This is a genomic window from Limnohabitans sp. MMS-10A-192 (genome assembly GCF_003063335.1).
GTDB lineage: Bacteria > Pseudomonadota > Gammaproteobacteria > Burkholderiales > Burkholderiaceae_C > Limnohabitans_A.
The window spans coordinates 983,953-1,002,488 of the sequence record NZ_NERX01000001.1 but is presented as its reverse complement, the minus strand read 5'-3'; the positions used below and the strand labels follow the sequence as shown (position 1 = coordinate 1,002,488).

General features: G+C 52.2%; 20 protein-coding genes. 10 read left to right on the top strand and 10 right to left on the bottom strand.

What is annotated here, in order from left to right; genetic code table 11:
- From B9Z43_RS17350 to B9Z43_RS04880, 4 genes are all read left to right on the top strand, one after another.
- Nucleotides 1-314: hypothetical protein (locus B9Z43_RS17350; protein ID WP_233253948.1), on the top strand; the 314-nt coding region annotated here is incomplete at its 5' end.
- Between the two features lie 727 nt (nt 315-1,041).
- A complete protein-coding gene (locus tag B9Z43_RS04890) occupies nt 1,042-1,293 on the top strand; it encodes a type II toxin-antitoxin system Phd/YefM family antitoxin (RefSeq protein WP_108322982.1) in 252 nt (83 codons plus the stop codon).
- On the top strand, nt 1,283-1,639 hold the full coding sequence (locus tag B9Z43_RS04885) for a type II toxin-antitoxin system RelE/ParE family toxin (protein WP_108322980.1): 357 nt from the start codon (nt 1,283-1,285) through the stop codon (nt 1,637-1,639). Before B9Z43_RS04890 ends, B9Z43_RS04885 begins: the two co-directional genes overlap by 11 nt.
- Nucleotides 1,640-1,863: 224 nt before the next feature.
- The gene (locus tag B9Z43_RS04880) at nt 1,864-3,612 is read left to right on the top strand and encodes a phage integrase family protein (RefSeq protein WP_108418402.1); all 1,749 of its coding nucleotides are present in this window, start codon (nt 1,864-1,866) and stop codon (nt 3,610-3,612) included.
- Nucleotides 3,613-3,745: 133 nt separating this feature from the next.
- On the opposite strand, the gene B9Z43_RS04875 is transcribed toward B9Z43_RS04880, so the two are convergent.
- Complete coding sequence (locus B9Z43_RS04875; RefSeq protein ID WP_108322976.1) at nt 3,746-4,696, bottom strand: ParB/RepB/Spo0J family partition protein; 951 nt, start codon at nt 4,694-4,696, stop codon at nt 3,746-3,748.
- Nucleotides 4,693-5,895 carry a ParA family protein gene (locus B9Z43_RS04870; protein ID WP_199222243.1) on the bottom strand — a complete coding sequence of 401 codons (1,203 nt, stop codon included), beginning with the start codon at nt 5,893-5,895 and terminating at the stop codon, nt 4,693-4,695. Before B9Z43_RS04870 ends, B9Z43_RS04875 begins: the two co-directional genes overlap by 4 nt.
- Nucleotides 5,896-6,422: 527 nt before the next feature.
- Between B9Z43_RS04870 and B9Z43_RS04865 the strand changes: the two genes are divergently transcribed.
- Nucleotides 6,423-7,769, top strand: a complete 1,347-nt coding sequence (locus B9Z43_RS04865; RefSeq protein ID WP_158270070.1) for a replication initiation protein — start codon at nt 6,423-6,425, stop codon at nt 7,767-7,769.
- Nucleotides 7,770-7,845: 76 nt separating this feature from the next.
- On the opposite strand, the gene B9Z43_RS04860 is transcribed toward B9Z43_RS04865, so the two are convergent.
- The 3 genes from B9Z43_RS04860 to B9Z43_RS04845 all read right to left on the bottom strand — a co-directional run bounded on the left by B9Z43_RS04860 (nt 7,846) and on the right by B9Z43_RS04845 (nt 9,222).
- Nucleotides 7,846-8,097, bottom strand: coding sequence for a hypothetical protein (locus tag B9Z43_RS04860; RefSeq protein ID WP_108322972.1), 252 nt, complete (start codon nt 8,095-8,097; stop codon nt 7,846-7,848).
- A gap of 542 nt (nt 8,098-8,639) precedes the next feature.
- Nucleotides 8,640-8,969: a type II toxin-antitoxin system YafQ family toxin gene (locus B9Z43_RS04850; RefSeq protein WP_108322961.1), complete on the bottom strand. Its 330-nt coding sequence runs from the start codon at nt 8,967-8,969 to the stop codon at nt 8,640-8,642.
- Complete coding sequence (locus B9Z43_RS04845) at nt 8,941-9,222, bottom strand: type II toxin-antitoxin system RelB/DinJ family antitoxin (protein ID WP_108323310.1); 282 nt, start codon at nt 9,220-9,222, stop codon at nt 8,941-8,943. Before B9Z43_RS04845 ends, B9Z43_RS04850 begins: the two co-directional genes overlap by 29 nt.
- A 73-nt stretch (nt 9,223-9,295) precedes the next feature.
- Here B9Z43_RS04845 and B9Z43_RS17345 point away from each other — a divergent pair, with 73 nt between their 5' ends.
- Nucleotides 9,296-9,871, top strand: a complete 576-nt coding sequence (locus tag B9Z43_RS17345; RefSeq protein WP_233250172.1) for a hypothetical protein — start codon at nt 9,296-9,298, stop codon at nt 9,869-9,871.
- Here B9Z43_RS17345 and B9Z43_RS17015 read toward each other — a convergent pair.
- The 3 genes from B9Z43_RS17015 to B9Z43_RS04830 form a co-directional block, all read right to left on the bottom strand.
- Nucleotides 9,861-10,043, bottom strand: coding sequence for a hypothetical protein (locus B9Z43_RS17015; protein WP_146183962.1), 183 nt, complete (start codon nt 10,041-10,043; stop codon nt 9,861-9,863). The two genes, B9Z43_RS17345 and B9Z43_RS17015, sit on opposite strands and share 11 nt — an antisense overlap.
- Before the next feature lie 12 nt (nt 10,044-10,055).
- Nucleotides 10,056-10,514, bottom strand: a complete 459-nt coding sequence (locus B9Z43_RS04835) for a MarR family winged helix-turn-helix transcriptional regulator (protein ID WP_108322953.1) — start codon at nt 10,512-10,514, stop codon at nt 10,056-10,058.
- 77 nt (nt 10,515-10,591) lie between these two features.
- A complete protein-coding gene (locus tag B9Z43_RS04830) occupies nt 10,592-11,317 on the bottom strand; it encodes an SDR family NAD(P)-dependent oxidoreductase (RefSeq protein WP_158270069.1) in 726 nt (241 codons plus the stop codon).
- 159 nt (nt 11,318-11,476) lie between these two features.
- On the opposite strand from B9Z43_RS04830, the gene B9Z43_RS04825 reads away from it, so the two are divergent.
- Genes B9Z43_RS04825 through B9Z43_RS04810 form a run of 4 tightly spaced genes read left to right on the top strand, consistent with a single transcriptional unit; the run spans nt 11,477 to nt 16,085 of the window.
- Complete coding sequence (locus B9Z43_RS04825; RefSeq protein WP_108322947.1) at nt 11,477-13,090, top strand: NAD(P)/FAD-dependent oxidoreductase; 1,614 nt, start codon at nt 11,477-11,479, stop codon at nt 13,088-13,090.
- Nucleotides 13,091-13,135: 45 nt separating this feature from the next.
- Nucleotides 13,136-14,182, top strand: a complete 1,047-nt coding sequence (locus B9Z43_RS04820; RefSeq protein WP_108322945.1) for a TRAP transporter substrate-binding protein — start codon at nt 13,136-13,138, stop codon at nt 14,180-14,182.
- Between the two features lie 29 nt (nt 14,183-14,211).
- A complete protein-coding gene (locus B9Z43_RS04815) occupies nt 14,212-14,772 on the top strand; it encodes a TRAP transporter small permease (protein WP_233250174.1) in 561 nt (186 codons plus the stop codon).
- Nucleotides 14,769-16,085, top strand: a complete 1,317-nt coding sequence (locus B9Z43_RS04810; protein ID WP_108322943.1) for a TRAP transporter large permease — start codon at nt 14,769-14,771, stop codon at nt 16,083-16,085. Before B9Z43_RS04815 ends, B9Z43_RS04810 begins: the two co-directional genes overlap by 4 nt.
- 399 nt (nt 16,086-16,484) lie before the next feature.
- On the opposite strand, the gene B9Z43_RS04805 is transcribed toward B9Z43_RS04810, so the two are convergent.
- A complete protein-coding gene (locus B9Z43_RS04805; protein WP_108323304.1) occupies nt 16,485-17,498 on the bottom strand; it encodes a tyrosine-type recombinase/integrase in 1,014 nt (337 codons plus the stop codon).
- Nucleotides 17,491-18,468 carry a tyrosine-type recombinase/integrase gene (locus tag B9Z43_RS04800; RefSeq protein ID WP_108323306.1) on the bottom strand — a complete coding sequence of 326 codons (978 nt, stop codon included), beginning with the start codon at nt 18,466-18,468 and terminating at the stop codon, nt 17,491-17,493. The genes B9Z43_RS04805 and B9Z43_RS04800 overlap by 8 nt, the downstream gene beginning before the upstream one ends.
- Between the last annotated feature and the right edge of the window lie 68 nt (nt 18,469-18,536).

Sequence of the window (18,536 nt, the reverse complement as noted above, 5' to 3'; positions counted from 1 at the left end):
CGCCTCGGTGTTCGAGCACCATACGAACAGCGCGTTCGCGCACCTCGGGTGAAAAACGGTTTGATTTCTTGCTCATGGCTCCATCTTCTCAAAGTGTGGAGCCTCCTCAAAATCCGGGGCGATTCAAAGAGACGGAAAAGATCGGCGATCATCTGCATCGTTCGCCCCCAATGAAATCAGAACTACTTCTGGGTCGACCGTTTCAAGGGCACGCCCCCAACGATCTAACCATCGCCAGCTCGAAAGCCCGCCCGTGGAAATGGAAAGGCAGCGCGAATGATTGGATACACCCACAGCAATCGAATCCCCGATGACTAAGCAGCGCTGCGAGATTGGCTGAGCCCATGCGCACAACGGAAGGCATGCCATTGCCACGGAAGTAGAGACTAAGAAACCCCGCAATTTGGTCATGCCCGCTCAGAATCCCAAAACAGCGGCACCTGAAGTTAGCACCACAATAACTCTAAAGTATATTATTCTCAGAGAAAAAATACCAATTAAATTTTATTTAAATAACCCCCAAAGAGGATTTCTTAAATTTGAATTGGTGGCGAGTTTGCTGCATCTAAACGCCAGAGCTGCGAAGCCGCTCAATAAATTTGGCGAATTCAGCGTTAGTCGCCCCGTTCACACAAGTAAAGTTGACGCTACGAATAGTTAGAGCCAACCCTTGGAGTGCGCCTTTTTCCAAGCAAAGTTGACGCTACGAATTCCAAGTAATGTTGAAGCTTAGTGGTCTGAGGATGAGAACAAGCATCTATTTCCTTGGTTTTACGCTACAAATCCCGCGCCCAAGTAGCAAGTTGGGTCATGTTTCGATCTGTGTTTCATCTTTACTTGGAAACTAGCATCAACTTTACTTGTGTGACCGTGACCGGCGCACTCAGTGCCCTCCCCTTGGATCAAGGTATGTCTGATAATCTGTATTATCAAACCTATGTTTTTGATCTAAACATGCTGTTTTCTAGGCGTTCGATCGACTGAATATCCCCATTGTCAAAATTAAGAGCTATAGTTAGAGCTTAATTTGGAGTCAAATTTATGGAAGCAATCTACTCCGACATCACGATCAGCATGTCCGAATTCAAAAAGAATCCGGCTGCTGTGCTGCGCGATGCCAAAAGCAAGCCTGTGGCCGTGCTGAACCACAACAAGGCTGCGTTCTACATGATTGAACCCGCACTTTTTGAAGCGCTGCTTGAAGAGTTGTCAGACCAAGATCTGCACCGTACTGTTTTGTCACGCATGGGCGAGCGTTCACGGGCCATTGAAGTTGACATCGATGCCATCTGAGAAACCGGCAAAGCACAAATATCGACTGCAGTTTGTTCCCAGTGCCTGGGACGAATGGCAGGCACTGGACGGGTCAGTCAAAGATGTACTTCGAAAACTGCTGAAAAAACGGCTGGACAATCCGCATGTGCCCGGTGGTGAGTTGCATGGGGCTCTGGCCGGCCACTACAAGATCAAACTGCGCAAACAAGGCTACCGCTTGGTGTATGGCGTGCAGGACGATATTTTGATAGTGATGGTGATGGCGGTCGACAAGCGTGAGGACAGCGCCGTGTACCAATCCGCGATGGCCCGACTTGCGCAGCTGGTTACCGAACTCCCGAAAGTCACACCCAAGCGCCATTGAAGCTCATCAGGACTTGTTACGTTCACCGCCCTCCCCTCCCAAAGACCCAAGCCCTTTAAACGCGCCACAGGGGATCAAAAGGGGCGGGGGCGACCAACCCCCTGGGAGACAAGAAAAAACGCCTCCAGCGGCGTTCTACGAGGTCGTTTTTGAAGGGGATTGGGCAGTTTTTGATCCGTCACAGAGCCGCATCTGAGCCACCAAGCAAGATAAGGAAACAATACATGGCACAACACGCGAACGTCCACATGGAGCCTGTGCGCTACTCGCGCACCGACTTCACCGCATTGCGCGCTTGGATCCAACGCATCCCCTCTGAGAAAGTCGCCCAGCTGTACTACAGCGAAGAAGCCCCCCAGCTCGCGCACGGGATCGAAAAATTCCTCACAGCCATGCGCAACGACCTCATCGAGCGCGCCATCATCTCCAACCCCCGCTTAGCCGACGCCCTATCCCACGCAAGGTCCGGTGGATCAATCACGACAACCGTCCTGGACATCCTGATCAAGGCCGCCGACGCAAAGCCAAGTCCGCCCTCCCCCGACGACCACATCGGCCAATGGCTGCGCTCCAAAGTTGCTCGTCAACTGGCAGCCGAAGGCATCCAAACGCTGCGCAACTTCAAAGCTTTCATTGAGGCCAATGGCCCCCACTGGTGGACCCCCATCCCCCGCATCGGCCGTCTGCGCGCACAAGCCCTGACCACCTGGTTGAATAAGCATGAGCAACTGGCCATCAACCCCGCCACGCAAGTAGCTCTTTCAGGGTCCTCAAACCTCTCGCCTCTGGCAAATACCCCCCTGCCCTTAGAACGAATCAGCGCCCTCCCCTACTCCCTTGATGGTCAAAATGGCATCAATCGCTCTCCGGTTTTTTCTTATCTGAGCGCCCGCAACGACCTTGAAGCCGTGCGGGCTTACATCCAAAAATTTCGCCTCCAGCCACACACAGCCAGGGCCTACCAGCGGGAGCTGGAACGCTTTCTTCTATGGTGCGTCTTGGTCTGCAAGAAACCACTTTCCTCCGCTCTGGTCGATGAGTGCGAGGCCTACAAGGCTTTCCTTGAAGCGCCCTCCCCTGAGTTCTGTGGACCCCGGCGTGGCCGCTTCACTTCGCAATGGAGACCCTTCGCAGGCCCCCTATCTCCAGAAAGCCAAAAGCAGGCAGTTCAGATTCTTCGCACAGCCATGGGCTGGCTGCACAAAGTGCGCTACCTCGGCGGCAACCCTTGGGCAGCGGTCAGCGATCCCCAAGTCACACAGCAACTGAGTGCCATGCAGATCGAGCGCGCCCTGCCCTCTGACCTGTACGAGCGGGTGGTGTCCAAGTTGTCCTTGGAGTCCGAAAAGCCTGAAAACACCCAAGCAAGGATCGCCTTAGCAGCATTGCTTTTGATGGGTGACTGTGGATTGCGCATCAGCGAAGTGGCCTCAGCCCAAGCTGAAAAACTCGAACCCAGCCCATTCGTTACAGGTCAATTTAGGCTGACCATCTTGGGCAAAGGTAAGAAGCTCCGTGCCGTCCCCCTCTCGGAGCGAACCTACAAAGCAGTCCAAGCCCACCAAATGGACTTGCTCATTCAGTATGGCAAAAGACCAGCAAAAGGCGCCGCTCTGATCCGCCCCATCTCCCTCCCCCCCATCGGCAAAACAAATGAATTGCACCAAGCCAACTGGATTGGCTACGCACCAAACTCTATCGCTCGGATCATCAAAAAGTCCCTGAAAACCATTTCTGGCCTGGACGAAATCAATGTCGATGACATGTTGAAATTGAGGATGACGACCGCCCACGGTCTTCGTCACACCTTCGGGACGATGGCAACCGAACGGGAAATGCCGCTCGATGTTATTCAGGCCATCCTTGGGCACGCATCCATCGACACGACCTCCATCTACATACGGGCACAAGAAAAACGAGTGGCCAAAGAGGCCGAGAAATACCACACACAGAACACCTCACCCGACCGGTGAGAAAACACCTACGCCGCCCAAGTGTCCAGGATTTTAGAAGGCTGCAAAACAAGAAAAGGGGGCCGAGGCCCCCTTCTTTTTTGGAATTCAGATTCTGAATTCCTTATAAATCAACAACTTAGCGAATAGCTGGCTATTCCTTGATGTGTGACCGGATCAATTTTTCAATTTCCACCACCAATGAAGACGCCAGGCTGGAATCCTTGAATTTGACGGAGACCAAGCCATCCCTGCGGACGATTTCAGCAACTCGCTCACGTCCATTTTTAATGACCAGTGGAACGGGCTTAGCCGCCACCGGCTTGTCTTTAATCTCTGAAGCAAGTGCAATCGCTTCACCCAAGGTAGCTTTGGCTTCAACCAACGCCTTGATGCCTTCGAGCATTCCTGGCAAATTCTTGAGCTTCACAATCGCAGAATAGCTAACCGCATCTGGGCGCTTCGAAATCAGCTCAATAGCCTCCTTTGGCAATTTGTCGAACTCCATGATCTGAGACATAGCCGAAGTGGAAATTCCAGCTTCCTTGGCAGCTTCAGTTTGGGTCTGCCCTGTGTGCGCCATGATCTGTTTGAAGCCGCGAAACTTCTCGTAATCGGGCAAGGTGTCGCTGATCAAGTTGGCATAGAAAGCCCCCTTGATGGCTCCAACGTCATCGAAGTCAACGACGGCAGCCGGGATTGTTGCTCGGCCAAGATCCCTGAATGCGTGAAGTCGGTTGTGCCCCGAGATCAACTCAAACTTTCCGCCACCCAACGACCTGACCGTGATTGGTGTCGCCAAAGGGTTGTTTCGCAGGTTTTCGACAAGCTCTGCATATTTTTCTGGAGACAGATTTCGGCGACGTCCCTTGACCTCACTGATCGATTCCAATGAAATCTCAGATGACTTCAACGCTTGGTTTTCTGCCTTAAGCGCTTCGTTCTCTTTGAGCGCAGCTGACTCTTTAGCCATGAAAGCCATCATTTGGCCTGGCGCTGTTTTCGCTTGTGCAACCTGGCCGGCCTTGTTTTGCGCTTCAATCAGGACCGTAGAGGTTGGAACCATGCTGGCTCGATCTGCCAGCTTCTTAGATGAGCCACTCATTTCGCGTCTCCTTTGCTGTTCATCAGCGCTTGGCCAGCCCAAACGCCCCGCACTTGCTTTTCAACATAATCGATCATGTCTTCATAAGCGTCTTTTGCACGCTTCAGAGTTTTGGCCAAGACAGATCCAGGCACCAAGTCGTAAACCGTACCAAAACCTGCACTCGCAGTTTCAGCGATGGATGTTTTGGGGATTTCAACCGGCATAACCATGGAGCCGTAAGCGTTGTAAATCCAGGACCGGACTGCAGTGCTCACGCCCACAGATGAGTCCACCTTAGACAACAAGATATTGATGAAGCTGAATTTCTTATCCGGTAGACCGCGGTCGGCATAAAGCGTTTTGATCAAGTCTGTGCACAAATTCCAGAACTGGGCGCTTGAAGCAAAGTCAAGGTTGGATGGGGGCATGGGCATCAAAAGTCCATCGGCCGCCATCAGTGCATTGATCGTGGTGTACGACAGCGAAGGAGGCGAGTCGATGATGATGACATCGTATTGATCACGGACAGAATCTAGGCCCGCATCAAGAACTCTCCAAAATTCAAAACCTGGCTCAGAACGTTGCCGTGAAGGCAGGATGAATTCAGAACTGTAAAGCGCTGGACTTGCAGCAATGATGTCGATGCCATCCCAATACGTTTTTTGGATACACGACTCCAATCCGTCCTGTGTGCCCATATAAAGTGGGGTAACGGTTTGATCTTCCTCGACATCTACGTCAGCAAGAATGCCAAAAAGGGCAGAGCAGCTCCCCTGAGGATCGAGATCAATCACGAGCGTCCGCATACCCCGGCGACACAAGCCCTGTGCCAGCGTTGCCACAGTCGTTGTTTTTGTCACCCCACCTTTGTAGTTGGCCACAGTGATCGTGCATCCGGCACTGACACTAGGGTCGCGGACTTTGTCTGGTCGCAAAAATCGGATCCACTCACGCGCTTCAGCCATGGTGAACTCACGCTTGTTTCCCGCAATTTGGCCTCGCGGAAGTGTTTCATTGGTCGTATAGTGGTAATTGAAATTGGACCTCTGAAGTTGTGTAATTTCACAAATCTCGGTGGTCGTCATATGAGGCGCTTTTTTGACCTTGTTAGGTGCAAGCATGTGCTCTCGTGCGGACTGGACCATCGTTGTTGCTGCCAAAGCAATTTCTTCCAATTGGTCAAAGTCAATATTAGGTATGAGAGGTTCGACGTTCATACGTCCTCGCAGTGGTAAAGATGTGGCCATTCTAATGATAGTTGTACAAAAAAGCTAGGAGTTGCTTTTTTCCGTACAGTAAGCTGCTCAACAGATACCTGGTCACACCTCGTCGAAGCTAGACCCTCTTTTTTGGTCTGCATTGAGATCGAACAAATGACTCTAGCTAGCTTTAAAAAAATCTCTAAGAAGTTCTTTAAAACTCTCTTCTGTGGATAACTTGAAATTTCGCTTTTAAATCAATGACTTGAAAACTCCCTGTGTCCAGCTTTTTATACGCTTGTGTCCAAGTTTTTATAGATGAATGTCCAACTTTCAATAGCCAAGTGTCCGGCTTTCTATACGCCACGCATGGCTAGCCTGTGGATAACTTGTAGCTAACTTTGGCCAGATCTGAATCCACGAAAAGACCGGCATTTGTGTCAATGTTTAGCATCGGTCGTGCCTGATACAAAGTGTCCAGCTTTTTATAGATGAGGGCGAAACAGACTGTCCGCGGACATGCTAACATTTGGACACTTCGACCTATGCAAACCCAAAACCCGCTTTTAAAAAAACCCAATGAAGCTGTCGTGATGTTTCCAAAGATTGGAAAGTTGACTGCTTACGGAAGGAAGTTTTACGTGTCTTTGATGCGTGAAGCACAACAACACCTGCTTGCCAAAGCGGCCAAAGGCGAAGTATTTGAGGCAACAGACTTCTTCAAAGAACCCCTGACCAACATCATTCGACCGATCAGCAAACCCTCCAGTAATTTGGTTGAGGTGACGAAACAGTACGTGCGAGAAATGCAATCGACGCAAGTGGAATGGTCTGCTCCAGATGCCGATGCTGGTGTCATCTGGGACAGTATGGTTTTGGTATCGCAAGCAAAGATTGAATTGGAAAACGGCAAGCTGTATTTGTTGTGGGCATTTCCGCCGGATATGGTCAATGCACTTAAAGATCCCAAGCGCTTTACGCTGATTGCACCAGAAGACCTGGTGAACTTGAAAAGTTACGCCGCAGTGGCGCTTTATGAAATCTGCGCACGCTATGCCGATAACTTGTCTCAGCGCACAAGCAAAAAGCCCAAAGAATGGTGGGTTTCAGCTCTAACTGGTGACTCTCATAAAACTTCAGCCAGATCCAAAGAGTCAGCTAAACCACGCGAGTGGCGTAAGTTCAAGGGGGAGTCAGTCGTTCCAGCCATTGAGGAAATCAACAAAGAGACAGGTCTTCAGGTCGAACTGATTGAAATCAAAGAGGGCAAAGCTGTCGTCGATATCCAGTTCAAGGTGGCTAGGAAATCAAAGTTCAAGTTGGACCCTACGCAGGCGCACATTGAGGCTGCAAAACTCGACATACCCGCACAAGACATAACCAATTATTTGGGGGGAGGGGGGTCACAGGAAGAGGCGCTCTTGATCCTTGCAAAGATGAAGGCGCGGATAGAAGACGAAACGAAAGACCCTGTGCCCAACAGACGCAGCTATTTCGCTGCCATTGTGCGAAAAACCAATATTGGCGATAACAGCGAAACGTCCAATGCCGTGTCGAAAGAAGAAACAACGAACAAAGAGCAAGGGGCGGCTGCAGATCAGAATGTAGCCATAACAACCAACGCACGCATGAATGCGCACGTACTTGGCTTGTCTGAAGATGTTGCTTTGCCACTGCTCGAAAAGGCTAAGCAGCACCTATCAGAAAAGAAGATGCTTACCCCAACTTTTGCCAAAAGATTGGCAGAGAAGAATTGGCGCACAGGTCCTATTTTTCACATGGTTGTTGACCTCTATGCCACCGAGAATATTGGCCCAGAATGGCGTAATCTTGCTAGCGAAGAAATCAAGTCACAACTTGCTAGGCTCCAACAGAACGCCGCGGACAAATAAAACCATGCGTTGCGTGTATACAAAAAGGCAATCAAAGAGCTATGACTATTACGCGGTTTATACATGCAGCTGACCTTCATCTTGATAGTCCTCTGAGGGGCTTGTACCCTTGCGACAGCATCTGCATCCAGTACGCATAGCGCTTCTTTGTCACATCCTCGCGAGACATCCCCATTGTTTTGCGCACGTGGCGAACATCATCAACCGGGATCTCCAGCTTTTCAGCTATGAAAAGGTCTTTAACCCCCCTTTCAAGTGCAGCGTGAATCTTTTCTTGGATCTCACGCGCACGTTTGCCGGTTTGTTTGTTTTCGTTCGAAGCGCCCATTTTTCTCTCAGGGATGTTTGTCAAAAGTCCAGATCAAACCGACAGCCTCACCTAGCCATCGAAATAATTCCATTGGTCAATTGACTGAAAAGTGCAGCATCACCCTTGGTGAATTCAGGCGTCACTACATATGTGCCCGCGACCGCAACGGCCGGGGTGTTTACAACCTGTAAATTATGCCGCAACGTAATATAAAGTTCTACGTCTCGTACCACTTGCGCCTCATTGCCTTTAACCAGAACAGGAATCGATTCCGGTAGCCTGACTGCGCGCCCTATGCGATCAAGACCCTGCCAAGTTGCAGTCGACACCCCGCGTGGTTCAAAATGACCATTGGTGTGAGTAACCCGTAAAAAATGGGAAAGTTCCGTAAATGATGGGAATTTCCCGCGAATAAAGGGAAAACGTGGAGCCGATTCCCCCCAGAGGCTGCGGCGAATTGTGCTTAATGGGTGATATAGGTGGCGATATGGTATAGAGACTTATACCATCTGAAAATCCGAAAAATCAAGCAAAATCAAGGACTTACGCCTCATCATAATTTACGAAAAAAGCTCGGAGTGTGTCCCGCTACGCACGAACACCACCAAGCCAGCCCTACCTGAATCATCAAGTCTGTAGATCAGCAGGAAATCGCCACCTACATGGCATTCACGATGGCCCAGCCAATCGCCCGTTAAGGGATGGTCCAACCACTCAGCGGGTAAAGGTCCACCGTTCGCAACCAGAAGCAACATGGCCTCTTTCAGCCTATTCATGTTGTACCTACCAGAATGGGACAGGCGCTGCCAATCCTTCTGAAATTCTCGGGTGTAGTCTGAAGCCCGAGGTAGGCTTGCCCGCTTACTTGCGGTTGGTTTTTTCGAGGTCATTCAACAGCGCGTCAGCAGTTGCAAAACGAGCCCGACGGCTCTGAACAATTTGATCGCCCTCAGCAATAGCCTCACGGCTGGTCTCATTCGGAGCTTTAAGCGCGAATGGAAGTTCTTTGTCTGCAACGATACGGGTCAGGAACACGCGTACAGCGTCCGAAACCGTCAGCCCCATAGAGCTAAGCGTTTCAGCAGCTTGGGCTTTGATCTTTTCGTCCACTCGAACGTGAACCATTGTGGTGGTAGCGGCCATGATTGCCTCCTGAGTTGATGGACTGAGATACATTGTATCTCAGTCCGCAGATTTGGCTTGAGTGCAGTCATCTATGTTGAGCGCCAATCCATTCCCACGAAATTCGATATTTTTTTCCCACGTATTCAGAACAAAACAAAGCCGAAGAGGTGGATTTTTCCCAATATTTACGGATCTCTCGCACGCTGCACTCCGGTCGGCCGGGATGGCTAAGGCGACTGCAGGCTGGCTGCCGTCACTCGTCGAATCCGAATCACTCAAAGAAAAAAGCAAAAGCTGTCACTCAAGTCACTTTATTTGGCTTCTTGGCAGAAAACATAGTGCTTTTTTGAACCGTATTCGCGGTTACGACAGGCATAGTATTGATGCAGATGATGATTTGACTAGGAAAGCTGATTGCAGTTTGACCAGCGCGTTCCCAATGAACGGTCTGGTCACCGCACGATCGGCATTACTCCAACAGTTGTTCAAATTGTGGTCGACGGTGACACACAAACCGCAGAATGAAAAAAGCTCGGTGGTGATCTTGCCGCCCGATCGCTGCGACGAGTGGCTGCAGGCCGGTGCGGGTGCGAGTGGGGATTTTTTGCGGGCTTGGCCAGCGGAAAGAATGCCAGCGGATGCCGCGCAGCAAGGGCTCAGCCTTTAAGCCACCTATCCACCAGAGCCACAAAATATTCTTTGCCCGGATCAAGTTGGCCTTTAGAAACAACATTGAACTGGATACCAGTCCTGGAGCTAAAAGCTTCGACGTTGGCTGGAATACTTTGCCAATTTTCTTCACCGACATCGATCTCGCTGGGGCCGATGCAAACAGGCACAGGACTAGGTCATCATTGCTGCGCTGGGTCGCGCCCCACTTTTTCCACGGCTTTCAAATTATTGAGCATGCGGTGCATCATGGCAATCAGCAACTGCCGCTCGTCCACGGAAAACCCCTCAAAAAGCGCTTTTTCTCTGGCAATGGCTAATTTGAAGACCGCGTTGTGAAGTTTTGCGCCCGACGGTGTGACCTTGTATTCAATTTTGCGCAATCCGAGGGGGCGGCTTTTGAGCCACCCCTTGGCCATCAGCATGCCGATGGAACGACTGACAGATGCCTTGTCCAATCCCATGAGTTCTGCCGCTTTGGACGCTGTGGACCAAGGGTAAATCATGAAGTAAGACAGCATTCGCCAGTCGGTGACGGCGATTTGGAACTTTTCACGGTACAGGCTGGAAGCGCTGCTGGAGACTTTGTTGGAAAGCCACAAAAGCAGGCCGGGGAAGTAGCTCTGAAGATCGAGTTTCATAGCGCGCTGAAAATGAAGAGGCTCATTGTTTTTTAGATACGAACGGAGTGGCTAACTGCCATAAATTCGGTGCGTATTTAACCATTGATCACACCCCCGTCCACCGTGATGACTTGTCCAGTCACGTAAGACGATGAGTGACTGCACAGGAAGCCCACAACCTCGGCCACATCTATGGCTTGACCGTAACGCCCCAGCGGTATTTCGGCCAGTCGCTGAGGACCGAGCCTGCAGATTAATTCTTGGGTCATGGGGGTTTCGATGAGGCCAGGCGAAACGGCATTGACCAAAATGCCTGGCGCAAAGTCCCGCGAGAAGGACCGAACCAAACCCACGATCCCGCCTTTGGCAGCGGCATAAGCAGCCCTGCCAGGGGTGCCGCGTTGAAATGCACGCGAAGTGCAAAGCACGATGCGTGCAGCAAAACGCGCATCATGCCAAGCTTGAAAAGCGATGCCCATGTCATAGGCGCTTGTGAGATTAGCAGCGATGGCGCGTTGCCAAACTCCTGCATCGCTGCCTTCAAGGTGATCTTCTTCAAACAGGCCCGCCATGTGCACCAGTGCGTAGGGCAAACGATGCCCCTCGTGCAGGGCCGAATCGCATTTGGCAAGGCTGGAAAGGTCAGAGACAGCGAAGCTCAATCGGGAACCTGCAGCCAGGTTCTTGACTTCACTGAGCAGTCGTTTTTTGTTCACGTCGATCAGATGAACGGTGGCGCCTTCAGACAGGAACAATCGCGCACAAGCCGTTGCAATGCCCCCTGCACCCCCAGTGATCACGATGTGACGATCTTCAAACATTTTCGGTCTCATAGGCCCTGACCCTTATGGCATTCGATCCAGCGATTAGAGTTTATTAGGTTGTTATCTCAACCTAGGGAATGTACCCATGAATTTAGGTTGAGGAAACAACATGCGATCGTTATAGTGAGACACAAGATGAAGGAAACTGAGAGCCCCATGGAAGTTCAGAAACTAGATATGGTGATCGTCGGGGCCGGATTTGCCGGCTTGTACCAGCTGTACCAAGCCCGAAAAAAGGGATTGCGCGCCCGCGTTCTCGAAGCAGGCGACGGCGTGGGCGGAACGTGGTTCTGGAATCGTTACCCCGGTGCAAGGTGCGATGTTGAAAGCCTGGATTACTCCTATTCGTTCAGCCCAGAGCTTGAGCAGGAGTGGAACTGGTCTGAGCGGTATGCCCCGCAAGAAGAGATCCTTCGCTACATCAACCATGTGGCCGATCGTTTCAATCTCCGACCGGACATAGAACTTAACACGCGCGTTCATTCGGCTTTTTTTGATGCGCAAAGCGCCAGTTGGAACATTCGCGCCGGAAACGATCAGTCTTTCAATGCAACTTATCTGGTGATGGCCACTGGCGCCTTGTCCGTACCTCAGCAACCTGACTTGAGAGCACTGGATCGTTTCAAAGGTCAGTGGTACCACAGTGCGCAATGGCCAAAGGAAGGCGTTGATTTCAAGGGTAAAAGGGTGGCTTTGATTGGCACGGGTTCAAGTGGCGTACAGATGGTGCCCGTGATCGCGCAAGAGGCCAGTCAATTGACGGTTTTTCAGCGTACAGCGAACTTCAGCGTTCCAGCCCACAACGTGGCCTTCACAGAGAAAGCACTCAAGGCAGCCAAGAGCCGTTATCCGGAACGACGTGCGATGGGACGCGAGGCAGTCACAGGCCAGTTCTTGAATGCCAATACAAAAACAGCCGCGGAGATGACGCCTGAAGAACAAAGCGCAGAGCTGGAGTACCGCTGGAAAGGGGCTGGTGGCGGCTTTAGGATGTTGCGTAATTTTGCCGACCAGATGAGCAATCCAGAGACCAACAAGATGGTGGCGGATTTTGTCAAAGGCAAGATTCGTCAAATCGTTCAGGACCCCTTGAAGGCCGAAATTTTGTGCCCGAACGACGATCTCCCATTTGGTGGGAAGCGCTTGTCAGTCGATTCTCACTACTACGAAACCTTCAACCGCGACAACGTCGATTTGGTGGATCTCAAAACCCAGCCGCTGGTCGAAGCCACTGAAAATGGCTTGCGCACCAGTGCACGAGATTATGAATTCGACATCATTGTCTTTGCCACTGGTTTTGATGCTTTGACTGGGGCACTCACGGCGATCGACATTCGCGGTGAAGGCGGACTTTCTTTGCGCGACAAGTGGAAGGATGGCCCTGTGGCCTATATCGGCTTGGGTATCGCTGGGTTTCCCAACATGTTCACCATCACCGGTCCTGGCAGCCCATCCGTTTTGAGCAATGTCGTTCACTCCATAGAAACGCATGTCGACTGGATTATGCGCTTTCTGGAGCAAGTCCGCAGCAAGGGGATCCGTCAGTTTCAACCCACCACCCAAGCGGAAGAAAGTTGGGTCCAATTTTGTGCCGACGAAGCCAACAAAACACTGTATCCACGCGCCAACTCTTGGTACATGGGGGCCAATATTGAAGGCAAGCCAAGGGTTTTTCTGGCCTTTGTGTCAGGGGTCCCGGTTTATCGAAGATTCATCGAAAAAGTAGAAGCTGACGGCTACACCGGGTTTGAATTCAGCTTCAGTTCCTGATCTCCTCCGTATCTCTATTTCGAACATTTTCAAAAGGAAAACACCATGATTCAACGCAGACAGATGATCAAAACGGCCGCAGCAGTTGCCCTCAGCGCGCCGTTCGTGAACAGCAACGCCCAACAGTCGTTTACCCTCAAGTTCCAGACCTTTGTGCCTGCGAGTTCGAATATCTGGATGCGCGTCATCACGCCCTGGATGAAAAAAGTGGAGACCGAATCGGGTGGCCGCATCAAGTTCGAGAGTTATACCTCCATGCAACTGGGCGGTGCACCCACACAATTGCTAGAGCAGGTTCGCGATGGGGTGGTTGACATTGCTTGGACATTGGCAGGTTATTCACCCGGCCGCTTCCCAAGATCCGAGGTTTTTGAATTGCCTTTTTTCACCTATGACGGTGAAGGTGCATCACGTGCCGCTTGGGAGTTCATGACAACCCATGCACCCGATGAATTGAAGGACGTGCGTTATTTGGCTTTCCATACCAATGGACTGAATATCCTGCACACCAAGAAGGCTGTCGTCAAATCGGTGGCGGACCTCAAAGGCATGAAAGTGCGGGGTCCTTCCAGAAAATCAACTCAAATGCTCAGTTCATTGGGCGCTATCCCGGTGGGCATGCCACTGCCTCAAATTGCAGATGCCTTGTCCAAAGGTGTCATTGAAGGCGCCATCATTCCTTGGGATACAGCACCATCTGCCAAATTGGATGAATTGACCACGTTTCACACCGAGTTTGCCAAAGGCGCTCCTGGGTTTAACAACAACATTCAGTTCTTGATCATGAACAATGAGGCTTACCAGAAGCTTCCCGCGGACCTGCAGGCGGTCATCAACCGCAATTCAGGCTTGGAGTTGTCAGCCTATTTTGGCCGTGGTATCTCCGATTACGATCCGATTGTTCGCAAGCGCGTGATTGACAACGGCCACACCGTTCATGTCGTGGGCAAGGCACAAACAGATGAGTTCATTCGGATGTCAGCCCCAGTGACCGATGATTGGGTCAAGGACATGAATTCAAAGGGCTTTGATGGCAAAAAGTTGTTGGATGCCGCAAAGGCTTTGATTCAGAAGCATCGGCCTAAGTCTTGACCGGCAGTTATTTCTGACGCTGATCACCAATGCTGTCAATTGCCGCCCCGAGTGAATACGGTGACATCGATGGAGTCGGCCAAGCTTTTCATGGCAGCCAGTGCCAAGGTAAAACAATGAAAATTTTGACCCATCTCGCGGATTTTTGCGCCACATTGGCGGGTGTTTTGCTGACCGTGATCACCTTGATGACCTGTTTCAGTCTCATTGGTCGAAACACGGTGGGCGTCACTTTGGTGGGTGATTTTGAGCTGACCAGTGTGGTGGCAGGCGCGGCCATTGCATTGTTTTTACCTTGGTGCCAAGTGAGGCGTGGAAACATCATTGTTGATTTTTTCACCGCCAAGATGACCCAGCGCGTCAACGCACGACTGGATCGACTGGGGGCATTTTTGTTGGCCTGTGTTTTTGCGATGTTGATGTGGCGGGTCGCGGTGGGGGGGTGGAGTGCCTACCGCTCTGGCTCGGCCACGATGCTTTTGAATTTTCCTGAATGGGTTGTTTATGCGGTGATGGTGCCGGCCTTGGGCTTGACTTCACTGATTGCATTCGCTCAGGCAATTTGGGGCTGGACCGAGGTTGCCGAATGAACGGGATCACGCTGGCTTTGGTGATTTTCGGCATCATGCTGTTTTTCATGGCGCTCAGAACGCCCATCGCCATCTCCATGTTCATCGCGGGCGCAGTGGGATTTCTTTACCAGTCCGGTTGGCCTGCTTTGAGTAATTTTCTGAACACCCAAACATTTGCCCGATTTGCCAGCTACGACCTGTCTGTGATTCCCTTGTTCATTTTGATGGGAAATTTCGCGACCCAAGGTGGTATTTCAAAGTCCTTGTTTGAATTTGCCAGTGCGGTGATGGCGCGTTTTCGAGGTGGCTTGGCGATGGCTGCCGTGCTGGCCAGTGCCGCATTCGGTGCCATATGTGGCTCGTCCGTGGCGACTGCTGCCACCATCACTTCAGTGGCATTGCCTGAAATGAAAAGACATGGCTATTCGGGCCGTTTGTCCACGGGCGTTTTGGCCGCGGGCGGCACGCTGGGCATCCTGATCCCCCCTTCGGTGCCATTGGTCATTTACGCGATTTTGGCAGAGCAAAATATTGCCAAGTTGTTTGCCGCTGCGATGCTGCCAGGCATCATCGCGATGCTGGGATACATGGTGGCCATCGCCGTGTATGTGCGCACCGTACCCGGGCATGCCCCCGAAAAAAATGAAACACCCCCCATGAACCTCCAAGCGATGATGGGCATCGTGCCTATTGCCGTGGTGTTCATACTTGTATTTGGTGGTATTTACGGTGGGTGGTTCACGCCAACAGAGGGTGCAGCGGTGGGTGCAGCATCGACTTTTGTGGCGGCACTGCTCAAACGCGAGCTCACTGCCCACAAAGTCAGAATGTGTTTCCGGGCGACAGCTGAAACCTCTGCGATGATTTTTTTGATCTTTCTGGGCGCTGACGTCATGAATGCCGCACTGGCGATGACGCAGGTGCCCGCCCAATTGGGCGCTTATGTATCGGGTCTGGGATGGCCGCCTTTGTTGATCGTCTCCAGTATCTTGATCTTGTACGTGGTGCTTGGGGCTGTGATGGACGAGCTGTCCATGATCTTGTTGACCATCCCCATCTTCTTTCCCATGGTCATGGGCCTGGACTTTGGCATGCCCAAAGAGTCGGTGGCCATTTGGTTCGGCATCATGGTCTTGATGACTGTCGGATTTGGCATGCTGGCACCTCCCGTTGGGCTGAATGTCTATGTCGTCAATAGCATGGCCAAAGATGTCCCCATCTCTGAAAGCTACAAAGGTGTGATGCCTTTCTTGATCAGTGACACGATCAGAACCATCTTGCTTCTCGTGTTCCCGGGAATTTCCTTGTGGTTGGTTCAGTATTTGTCGTGAGCACGACAAATTGACCGGCATCTGATACCCATTTGATTCCCTTGCACCACCAAACAGGTGTAATCGCCAATTTAGGCGCTCGCTACAAAAAGTCAATTGCGGTCGGCTAGACAGCCAAGCAGGACGACTGCAGCTCCTTCGATACCGGTTGTTCATGTCTCCGCAATGCTCAGTGAGTCATTGACGGCTTTTACCGGGCACCATGACCCAAGCAACTCAGTTCGGCTGTCCGCTATCGCTGCAATGCTGACATCCATCGAACAACCGGAATAGGCTGTTATGTAGAGATCTACATAACAGCCTCTATGCTCAGGTGACAACTATGCGCAGATGTTGTTTTGTGAATGACACTGGCCCCTCTGTCGGTGAGACTGCGGGGCCAGCGAAATCTGCGCATAGTTACAGTGTCTGAAGGAATTGCATAAGCGAGTCGGGAGCTTTGTATCGGCTCATCTTGGTATTGGGTTCCTCCAGCCTCGCAAGGGCCCGCTCTTTCATTGCAAGGTCAGCCTCAACGTAGCGGTGGGTGGTTGTCAATTTTTCGTGACCCAGCCAGAGAGCGATCACGTTGAATGGAACGCCTGACTGGAGCATGTGCATTGCGCAGGTGTGCCTCAGGGTATGGGGTGAGATGCGTTTCTTGAGAAGGTTGGGTTGCCCCTGGCCTGCGCGAGTTACCGCCACCGCCAAACGTTGTGCGACGTTGGACCTGGTCATTGCCTGCCAGTCGCGGTTGGGCACGAGAGCGGCTTCTCCTCGTAGCGACGGATTGAGCCGTAGCCACGCACGTATCTCTACAACGGTCGATTTCCACAGGGGTATTGATCGCAGCTTTCGCCCTTTGCCGTGCAGATGCACGCACGCACCGCCTTCGAGGACGACGTCGATGACGCGCACGTTAATGATCTCGGAGACACGGGCGCCCGTGTTGTAGAGCAGGGCCAGCAGCAAGTGGTCTCGCTGAGAAGACCAAGTCTGTCCCGGTTGCCCGAGTATCGCCATCATTTCCGCTCGTGTGAGGAACCCCAGCATCGGCCTCTCGAAGCGCTTCATCGGCACAGCCAACGCCCGCTCGACATCATTGAGCGAGGCCACATCGCGCCGGGCCGCAAACTTCAGGAACGCGCGCAGTGCAGTCAACCGCAGGTTGCGGCTGCGTACAGCGTTATGCCGGTCCTTCTCTAGGTGGTCCAAAAAGGCCAGAATCAGCCCCGGTTGGATGTCTGCGAGGCTCATAGCCGTGGGCAGCTTGCCCAACTTGCGGCTGGCGAAGTCCAGGAACAGCATCATTGCGTCGCGGTAACAGGCTACCGTGCGCGCACTGACGGCGCGTTGTGTAACCAAATACTCGGTGAAGAACTGTTGGACCAAGGAGGAGAATGACGGTGGCTTGGGTACGGTGGTCTTACTCATCATGCACCTGCGCTTTCGATGTAAATGACTCGAAGCGATCAGCGGCCAGTTCCATCATCTGTGGCACTGCCGACATATACCAGTAGGTATTGCTCACCTTCGCGTGTCCGACATACGTGGACAACGACAGCATGGCTTGGTCAATATCCACGCCCTGTGCTTGCCACTGCACGATGCGTCGGACGATAAAGGTATGTCTCAGGTCATGGATGCGGGTGGTCTGGTGTGTTCCGCGGTTATGCCAGCCCAGTTGTTTGCGCAGTTCGCCGAAGATGCGGTGCACCTGGCGATCCCCCAGTGGCAGACCCCGACGCCGACCGCGTGTGCCGATGAAGAATGCACCATCTGGTTCAGATGGCTGAGCGCTCAGGTCGCGCATCCAGCGATATCGGCGCAAGGCATCCAAGGTGCTCGGATGCATCGGAACTTGGCGTGACTTGCCGAACTTGGCTTGGTGAATGCTCAGCATCCCCACCTTGAGATCGACATCCCTGTTGCGCAGCGCCAATGCCTCGCCGATACGCAAACCGGTGGATGCAAGCAAGCCAAACAAGGTCTCATAGACGATGCCCCGAAGTCCGGGCGCTGGACCGAGTCGACGTGCTGCAGCCAGCAAATCTACGACTTCCTGCTCGCTAAAGATGTGTGGGGTTTGGCGCTCGGGAAGACTTCCAAAGATGGTGTTGTCAGGCACCTCGGTGCGTGGCTCAAACTGCTGGAGCCATCGCATGAACACGCGCAACTTCTTGAGCCTTCGTGCCCATGTGTGGGGGTCTGTGCTGTGCTGACTGTCGCATCGTGCCCACTCAGCCATCACCTCCGCCGTCAATGGTCCACGGTGGCCGACAGCCTGGACATGGCGTGCAAAGCTATGCAGGGCCCATGCATCGTTGTCCGCGTCATACCCCAAGCGGGCGCGTTCAGCAAGATAGAGTTCGACGCGCGATTGCAGGCAAGTGCGGGCACTCATGCTGCGCTCCCTGGCCACGGCAGTGCCACCGCAGCGAGATTGCGACTGTCCAACTTGGCATAGATCAT

What these genes read in the sequence shown, in the direction of transcription:
- B9Z43_RS04870 (WP_199222243.1), bottom strand. Translation starts at nt 5,895, where the DNA reads ATGAACGTCGAACCTCTCATACCTAATATTGACTTTGACCAATTGGAA.
- B9Z43_RS04875 (WP_108322976.1), bottom strand. Translation starts at nt 4,696, where the DNA reads ATGAGTGGCTCATCTAAGAAGCTGGCAGATCGAGCCAGCATGGTTCCA.
- B9Z43_RS04825 (WP_108322947.1), top strand. Translation starts at nt 11,477, where the DNA reads ATGGAAGTTCAGAAACTAGATATGGTGATCGTCGGGGCCGGATTTGCC.
- B9Z43_RS04860 (WP_108322972.1), bottom strand. Translation starts at nt 8,097, where the DNA reads ATGGGCGCTTCGAACGAAAACAAACAAACCGGCAAACGTGCGCGTGAG.
- B9Z43_RS04885 (WP_108322980.1), top strand. Translation starts at nt 1,283, where the DNA reads ATGCCATCTGAGAAACCGGCAAAGCACAAATATCGACTGCAGTTTGTT.
- B9Z43_RS17345 (WP_233250172.1), top strand. Translation starts at nt 9,296, where the DNA reads ATGTTGAGCGCCAATCCATTCCCACGAAATTCGATATTTTTTTCCCAC.
- B9Z43_RS04830 (WP_158270069.1), bottom strand. Translation starts at nt 11,317, where the DNA reads ATGTTTGAAGATCGTCACATCGTGATCACTGGGGGTGCAGGGGGCATT.
- B9Z43_RS04805 (WP_108323304.1), bottom strand. Translation starts at nt 17,498, where the DNA reads ATGAGTAAGACCACCGTACCCAAGCCACCGTCATTCTCCTCCTTGGTC.
- B9Z43_RS04865 (WP_158270070.1), top strand. Translation starts at nt 6,423, where the DNA reads ATGCAAACCCAAAACCCGCTTTTAAAAAAACCCAATGAAGCTGTCGTG.
- B9Z43_RS04890 (WP_108322982.1), top strand. Translation starts at nt 1,042, where the DNA reads ATGGAAGCAATCTACTCCGACATCACGATCAGCATGTCCGAATTCAAA.
- B9Z43_RS04820 (WP_108322945.1), top strand. Translation starts at nt 13,136, where the DNA reads ATGATTCAACGCAGACAGATGATCAAAACGGCCGCAGCAGTTGCCCTC.
- B9Z43_RS04810 (WP_108322943.1), top strand. Translation starts at nt 14,769, where the DNA reads ATGAACGGGATCACGCTGGCTTTGGTGATTTTCGGCATCATGCTGTTT.
- B9Z43_RS04815 (WP_233250174.1), top strand. Translation starts at nt 14,212, where the DNA reads ATGCTGTCAATTGCCGCCCCGAGTGAATACGGTGACATCGATGGAGTC.
- B9Z43_RS04880 (WP_108418402.1), top strand. Translation starts at nt 1,864, where the DNA reads ATGGCACAACACGCGAACGTCCACATGGAGCCTGTGCGCTACTCGCGC.
- B9Z43_RS04800 (WP_108323306.1), bottom strand. Translation starts at nt 18,468, where the DNA reads ATGAGTGCCCGCACTTGCCTGCAATCGCGCGTCGAACTCTATCTTGCT.
- B9Z43_RS04850 (WP_108322961.1), bottom strand. Translation starts at nt 8,969, where the DNA reads ATGACCTCGAAAAAACCAACCGCAAGTAAGCGGGCAAGCCTACCTCGG.
- B9Z43_RS04835 (WP_108322953.1), bottom strand. Translation starts at nt 10,514, where the DNA reads ATGAAACTCGATCTTCAGAGCTACTTCCCCGGCCTGCTTTTGTGGCTT.
- B9Z43_RS04845 (WP_108323310.1), bottom strand. Translation starts at nt 9,222, where the DNA reads ATGGCCGCTACCACCACAATGGTTCACGTTCGAGTGGACGAAAAGATC.